Below are 6,624 nucleotides of genomic sequence, written 5' to 3'. Positions count from 1 at the left end.
CCATTTCACTAAAAACTGCTCGAGGTACACCAACCAAGCGCTGGAATTCAGAATCTGAAAAACGATTTAATTTCTGATATTTCATGAAATCTATATTGAGGCAGTTTTTACTTTCGCAAGAGGTCTAATGATGACCACAATTTTATTATATTATCTTTTAGATGAGTAAAACCGGATAGAAAAAAGATACTTAAAATAAAGAAAAATAGGGCTTCATAGTTTTTGTAAATATGATGGTAATTACTTTCAAAATATTTAATTTTTTTAACTAACCAACTTTCGCTTTTAGTATTCATAAAAATAATAAAGGGCTGAATAATCAGCCCTTTATACTACAAATTAGATCAAACTAACAACACATTAAAGCGCCGCAATTTGCTCCATATTCGCTTTAATCTTCGCTAACTGATCAGCAAACTCAGCAAGTTTTACTTTCTCGCCTTCAACCACAGCAGCAGGGGCTTTTGCCACAAAACCTTCATTGCTAAGTTTAGTTGCAATTTGGTCATGCTGCTTTTGAACCTTGTCTAAGTCTTTTTGTAAACGACCCAATTCCGCTTTCGGGTCAATTAAACCCTTCATTGGAACAAATACAGACACATGGCCGACTACAGAAGAAGAAGACAATGGTGGTTGTTCACCATCCGCCAAGAAGGTAATGCTCTCAACTTTCGCCAATGCTTTAAACAACGGCTCAATACGAGAAATTTGTGCTTTTTCTGCTTCAGTGGTGTTCTGTAAAAGTACAGGTAATAAACGTGCATTACCTAGACCCATCTCACCACGGATATTACGTACCGCACCGATCAAACCTTGTAGCCATTGCATGTCTGCTTCAGCCTGTTCGTTGATCTTCGCTTCATCTGCAACAGGGTACTGAGCCAGCATGATGGTTTCGCCAGCGATACCAAGTTTAGGCGCAAGCGTTTGCCAGATTTCTTCAGTCAGATACGGCATGATTGGGTGAGCAAGACGTAAAGACGCTTCCATCACAGCCAATAATACGCGACGAACTTCAGCTTTACGCTCTTCAGATACGTTTTCATCATTCAGAACCGGTTTGGTCAGCTCGACATACCAGTCACAGTATTCATTCCAGATAAATTCGTAGATCGCTTGAGCAGCAAGATCAAGACGGTAAGTCGCGAATGCTTGCTGAACCGCTTGTTCTGCTTTTTGCAGACGGCTTACGATCCATTGTTCAGGCAATTCCCACAGATCAGGACGTGCAGTTTGACCAACGGTTTGACCTTCCACGTTCATCATCACGAAACGTGTACCGTTCCAGATTTTGTTGGCGAAGTTACGGTAACCTTCAACACGTTTCATGTCGAACTTGATGTCACGGCCAGTGTTGGCAAGTGCACAGAATGTGAAACGAACCGCGTCAGTACCGTAAGCCTGAATACCTTCTGGGAATTCTTTACGGGTTGATTTTTCAATCTTCGCTGCCTGTTTAGGGTTCATCAGACCGAAAGTACGTTTTTGTACCAAGGTTTCCAGATCAACACCATCAATCAGGTCTAATGGATCAAGTACGTTACCCTTAGATTTAGACATTTTCTGACCTTCGCCATCACGTACCAGACCATGTACATACACAGTTTTGAATGGTACTTGTGGTGTGCCATCTTCATTTTTCATGAAGTGCATGGTCATCATGATCATCCGGGCAACCCAGAAGAAAATGATGTCGAAACCAGTGACAAGAACATCAGTCGGGTGGAAAGTATTCAAGAAATAGTTTTCTTTATCTTTCGCTTCGTCGCCAGTCCAGCCTAATGTTGAGAATGTCCACAAACCAGAAGAGAACCAGGTATCCAGTACATCTTCGTCCTGTTTCAATTCAACTTCAGGTGCAATACCGTGTTTCGCACGAACTTCTTCTTCATTGCGACCTACAAATACATTGCCTTCAGCATCGTACCAAGCCGGAATACGGTGACCCCACCACAATTGACGCGAGATACACCAGTCCTGAATGTTGTTCATCCATGACATGTACATGTTGCTGTACTGCTCAGGAACGAACTTGATGCGGCCATCTTTAACCGCTTCAATAGCAGGTTCAGCCAGTGGCGCAATTTTCACATACCATTGGTCTGTTAGAAGTGGCTCAACGATCACGCCTGAACGGTCACCGCGCGGTGGTTTCAGGGTATAAGGTTGGATTTGATCTAACCAGCCTTCAGCTTCCGCTTGCTCAACCAGTTTCTTACGTGCTTCAAAACGTTCTAAACCAATGTAGTCTGCTGGTGCAGGGATGGTTTTAGAAATCTGTTCGCCGGCTTTCGCAATGTACTCAAACTCAGCCAGAACTTCAGCATTTTTGTTGAAGATGTTGATTAGTGCCAGACCACAGCGTTTACCCACTTCATAGTCATTGAAGTCGTGCGCAGGCGTAATTTTCACACAGCCTGTACCGAATTCTTTTTCTACATATTCGTCAGCAACAATGGCAACGGTACGGCCAGTAATAGGCAAAACGATATTTTTACCGACAAGATGTGCATAACGCTCATCTTCAGGGTTGACCGCAACCGCAGTATCACCGAGTAATGTTTCTGGACGAGTGGTTGCAACGACAATATGGTCTTTGCCATCTTGAGTGCGAAGCGATTTATCTTCAAAGAAATATTTGAAGTGCCACAATGAGCTTTGTTCTTCTTTATCAGATTCTACTTCAAGGTCAGACAGGGCGGTTTGCAGTTTAGGGTCCCAGTTCACCAGACGTTTGCCGCGGTAAATCAGGCCTTCTTCATGCAGTTTCACGAATACTTCTTTAACCGCGTTGGATAAACCTTCATCCATGGTGAAGCGTTCACGTGACCAGTCTACTGAAGAACCCAAACGACGGATTTGACGGGTAATGTTACCGCCAGACTGTTCTTTCCATTCCCAGACTTTTTCGATGAACTTCTCACGCCCCAAATCATGACGACTTACGCCTTGAGCACCTAACTGACGCTCAACAACCATCTGAGTTGCGATCCCCGCATGGTCAGTACCTGGCTGCCATAAGGTATTTTTGCCTGACATACGGTTATAACGAGTCAAGGCATCCATGATGGCATTGTTAAAACCATGACCCATGTGCAAGCTACCAGTGACGTTTGGCGGCGGAATCATGATACAGAATGATTCACCTTTTTGAGACGGCTTGAAGTAACCGCGCTCTTCCCAGGTTTGGTACCATTTTTTCTCGATCTCGGTCGGATCGTAGGTCGTAGCAATATTTTGCGCTGAATCAGTCATAGTCTAAACAGATCAAAAGTGGATAAAAAATTGCATCTATTGTAGCAAAAAAATCAAGGCATGCGGCAGCTTAACCAAAAGCAAACTTTCGCCAATTGGCAGTTGCCTGAACTCAACGTATGATAGATTGATAAAAACGCGACTCATCGCAGACGATTAAAAAAAGGATAACAAGATGAGCTATAGCATTTCTCTCAAGATTCACCCCGATACCCATCAACGCTTTAAAGACCTGCATTCCCGATTTAATGCCGGTGAGCAGGAAAGCCTGGCCAAACTGCTCGGTGAAAATCTGGCCGATATTGCCTGTGAAATTATTGACCAGATTTTTGGCCGTGTGGTGCAGCTCTCAAGCTCCCCAGATCAGGAATCTGAAAAAGTCATTCAACAGATTTTAGAAACGACTCGCAAATATATGCCATGGTCAGTTTCGTTTTTTGGTAATGACCGACTGATTCCTATGGTGAACTATCTGTACAAAATGACCCATGAAAATGAGGACGGATATTTTGTTCGCTATCCGGTAGAACGCATGCTGATCACGGAACTGCTGGGCTGTGTGGAGCAAATGAAAGGTGGCAATAATCAGTATGTATCACCAGCATTGAAAGCTTTTATTCAGGTAGTGGATCAGGGTGTGACGCATCTGGTGCGTGAACCGAAAAAGATGCTGAAATTTAATGTGGTAGTCGATAAAACATTGAATGGTGTGATTCACCTGACTACACAACTGGGTTATAAACGTTTTGATAAACTTGGTAGCCTCTATGATGCGGATACCATGAGTTATTATTTTGAGCAGTTGTTGGCATTTCTGGAAGATGAAATACCGCCAGGAACATATTCATATAAAGAAGGTGACAGGATTTAATGGCAAAACTAGAAAATTTACAGGGAAAAGTAGTCTGGATTACCGGAGCATCTTCAGGAATTGGTAAGGCACTGGCTGAAGAATGTGCTGCACAAGGTGCACAGATAGTATTGACCGCGCGACGTTTGGAAGAACTGGAAAAAGTCCGTTCAGGACTGGTAAATCCTGATCAGCACATCTCAGTCGTAGCTGATATTACTGATGAAAGTCAGGTACGCACGGCTTATGAACAGGTGCTGAGTGAGAAAGGCCGCATTGACTGGCTGATCAATAATGCCGGACTCAGCCAGCGTGCCCTGATTCAGGAAACCACCATGCAGACTGAACGCGCCATTATGGAAGTCGATTATTTCTCTCAGGTGTTTTTTACCAAAACAGTTTTACCAACGTTTTTAAAACAGAAATCTGGCCGGATTGTCTTTATTTCCAGTGTGGCCGGTCTACTTGGAACTCAATATCGGGCGTCTTATTCAGCAGCCAAAGGCGCGATTCATATGTGGGCCAACAGCCTGCGTGCTGAAATGGCAGATCAGGGTATTCAGGTATCCGTGATTTTCCCGGGCTTTATTAAAACCAATGTGTCTTTTAATGCCTTAAATGGGGAAGGTAAACCTCAGGCCAAGCAGGATGAAGCAATTGAAAACGGTCTGGAGCCGGCTGATTTTGCCCGTCAGACTGTAGAAGCGTTGAAACGTGGTGAAGAATATATTGTGGTGGGTGGCTCTAAAGAAAAACTGGGTGTTTTAGTTTCACGTCTATCGCCAAAGGTGTTGTATAAGATGATTCGCAAAACTAAGGTGAAATAATCTGCTTGCAAGATCAAGCTGGTTGTCATCGGTTACAGGTTTATTGCTCCATAGAAATAGACCTGTAATCTGAAAATAATGTGCTCATCTTTTTTATTTCTTTTTTTTAAGATTTCTTATCTTATCCAATTAAGTCATCTATTTTTACTATCCCTTTTGTCCATATCCCATTTTCACAACATAAAACTGCATAAAAGTAGCAAAACCGCCGTCAGTATTCAGTTTTAATAAAAATGATATAAAAGATTGAGATGGGAACATTTGCCATGAAAACGCCGGTACCGGATTATTTGAATCATGTGCTTTCTGCTTGCCATGACAATAAAAAAGGCGCGCTGGCAGATTACATTCCTGAACTCGCGTCGGTTAATCCTGACAAGCTCGGACTTGCGCTATCGACCGTAGATGGAACCATCTATTCTGCCGGGGATGATGACGTTGAATTTACCATGCAGTCTCTTTCCAAGCCTTTTGCCTATGCGCTGGCAATCAAGGAGCTAGGGCTAAAACAGGTACTGGAAAAAGTAGGTGTGGAACCTTCGGGAGAGGCCTTTAACCAGATTTCGTTGGAAAAAGAACGCAATATTCCCAAAAACCCGATGATTAATTCTGGCGCGATTACTACACATTCCCTGATTCCTGCCAAGAAAACGGTATCACGTGCTGAACAGTTACGCCGTTTTCTTAGTGGACTGGCAGGACGGGAATTGTCTTTTGATGAGCAAGTTTATAATTCGGAAATTAAAACAGCTTTTCGTAACATGTCGATTGGTTACATGCTGCGTACTGTTGGTGTGCTAGACGAAGATCCTAAAGAAATCGTGCATGGCTATATTAAGCAGTGCGCAATTAAGGTCACCGTCAAAGATCTAGCCGTGATCACCAGTATATTGGCCAATGGTGGTGTGCATCCCAAGACAGGGAAACGTATGCTGGATCGGGCTTTAGTCCGGCAATTGCTCAGTGTCATGCTGACCTGCGGTATGTACGATGCTGCAGGTGACTGGTTGACTACAGTCGGTATTCCAGCCAAGAGTGGCGTGGCAGGTGGCATTATTGGAGTACTGCCAGGGCAAGTGGGGATTGCAGTATTTTCACCAAAGATTGATGAGCATGGTAACAGTGTGCGTGGTGTCAGAATCTTTGAAAATCTGTCGCACGATATGGGACTGCATCTCATGGAAGGTACGCCGTCAGCACAGACCATTCTGCAAAGTCGTTACACAGTGGGGAAAAAGAATAACGTCGTGGTGTATGAACTGCGTGGCGTGTTGCAATTTACCGAGTCTGAAATGCTGCTACGAATCTTGCAGGATGAACCGGAAGGTAAAAGTACCATTATTCTCGATTTAACCAATCTCACTCTCATGCATGATGTCGGTGCCCGAATGCTGTTTGAAGGCGTGGATCGTTTAAAACAGGATGGGCATAAAGTATTGGTTGTAGACTCAGAAGGTTTGCTGGATAAAGATCAGTTGAAGGGTAGAAAAAGGGTGGTGGTGACGGAGGAGTTGGAGAAGTTTTTGGAAAAGTATGAATAACCTCTCCCTTGCGCAGCAGTGCTGCTTGTATCTTGATTGATATAGTGATTAGCTACCACTATACGCAAATTGTAGAGTTTGGAGTGCTGCTAAAATCTTAAATTTGAACCTGAGATAAAACCTACAATTTGCCCTTATCCCTCATACAACT

The 6,624-nt window shown here is 43.4% G+C and carries 4 protein-coding genes and 1 pseudogene; 3 read left to right on the top strand and 2 right to left on the bottom strand.

Features of this window, described 5'->3' with window-relative positions:
• Positions 1 to 85 (bottom strand): annotated as a pseudogene (locus FTU03_RS15530) (IS5/IS1182 family transposase); the annotation flags it as partial.
• Positions 86 to 360: 275 nt separating this feature from the next.
• Positions 361 to 3,255, bottom strand: a complete 2,895-nt coding sequence (locus FTU03_RS15525) for a valine--tRNA ligase (RefSeq protein WP_179993451.1) — start codon at positions 3,253 to 3,255, stop codon at positions 361 to 363.
• 175 nt (positions 3,256 to 3,430) lie between these two features.
• Between FTU03_RS15525 and FTU03_RS15520 the strand changes: the two genes are divergently transcribed.
• From FTU03_RS15520 to FTU03_RS15510, 3 genes are all read left to right on the top strand, one after another.
• Positions 3,431 to 4,126, top strand: coding sequence for a hypothetical protein (locus tag FTU03_RS15520; RefSeq protein WP_004783051.1), 696 nt, complete (start codon positions 3,431 to 3,433; stop codon positions 4,124 to 4,126).
• Complete coding sequence (locus FTU03_RS15515) at positions 4,126 to 4,932, top strand: SDR family oxidoreductase (RefSeq protein ID WP_004783050.1); 807 nt, start codon at positions 4,126 to 4,128, stop codon at positions 4,930 to 4,932. The genes FTU03_RS15520 and FTU03_RS15515 overlap by 1 nt, the downstream gene beginning before the upstream one ends.
• A 266-nt stretch (positions 4,933 to 5,198) precedes the next feature.
• Positions 5,199 to 6,473, top strand: coding sequence for a glutaminase (locus FTU03_RS15510; RefSeq protein WP_004783049.1), 1,275 nt, complete (start codon positions 5,199 to 5,201; stop codon positions 6,471 to 6,473).
• Positions 6,474 to 6,624 lie beyond the last annotated feature (151 nt).

This window comes from Acinetobacter sp. YH12046 (assembly GCF_013419905.1).
Classification (GTDB): Bacteria; Pseudomonadota; Gammaproteobacteria; order Pseudomonadales; family Moraxellaceae; genus Acinetobacter.
Note: the sequence above shows the minus strand (reverse complement) of the source record. Positions and strands in the feature narration are given on the sequence as shown.

Bases quoted from the DNA above. Each gene is read 5' to 3' on its own strand.
- FTU03_RS15525 (WP_179993451.1), bottom strand. From the start codon at position 3,255: ATGACTGATTCAGCGCAAAATATTGCTACGACCTACGATCCGACCGAG.
- FTU03_RS15515 (WP_004783050.1), top strand. From the start codon at position 4,126: ATGGCAAAACTAGAAAATTTACAGGGAAAAGTAGTCTGGATTACCGGA.
- FTU03_RS15510 (WP_004783049.1), top strand. From the start codon at position 5,199: ATGAAAACGCCGGTACCGGATTATTTGAATCATGTGCTTTCTGCTTGC.
- FTU03_RS15520 (WP_004783051.1), top strand. From the start codon at position 3,431: ATGAGCTATAGCATTTCTCTCAAGATTCACCCCGATACCCATCAACGC.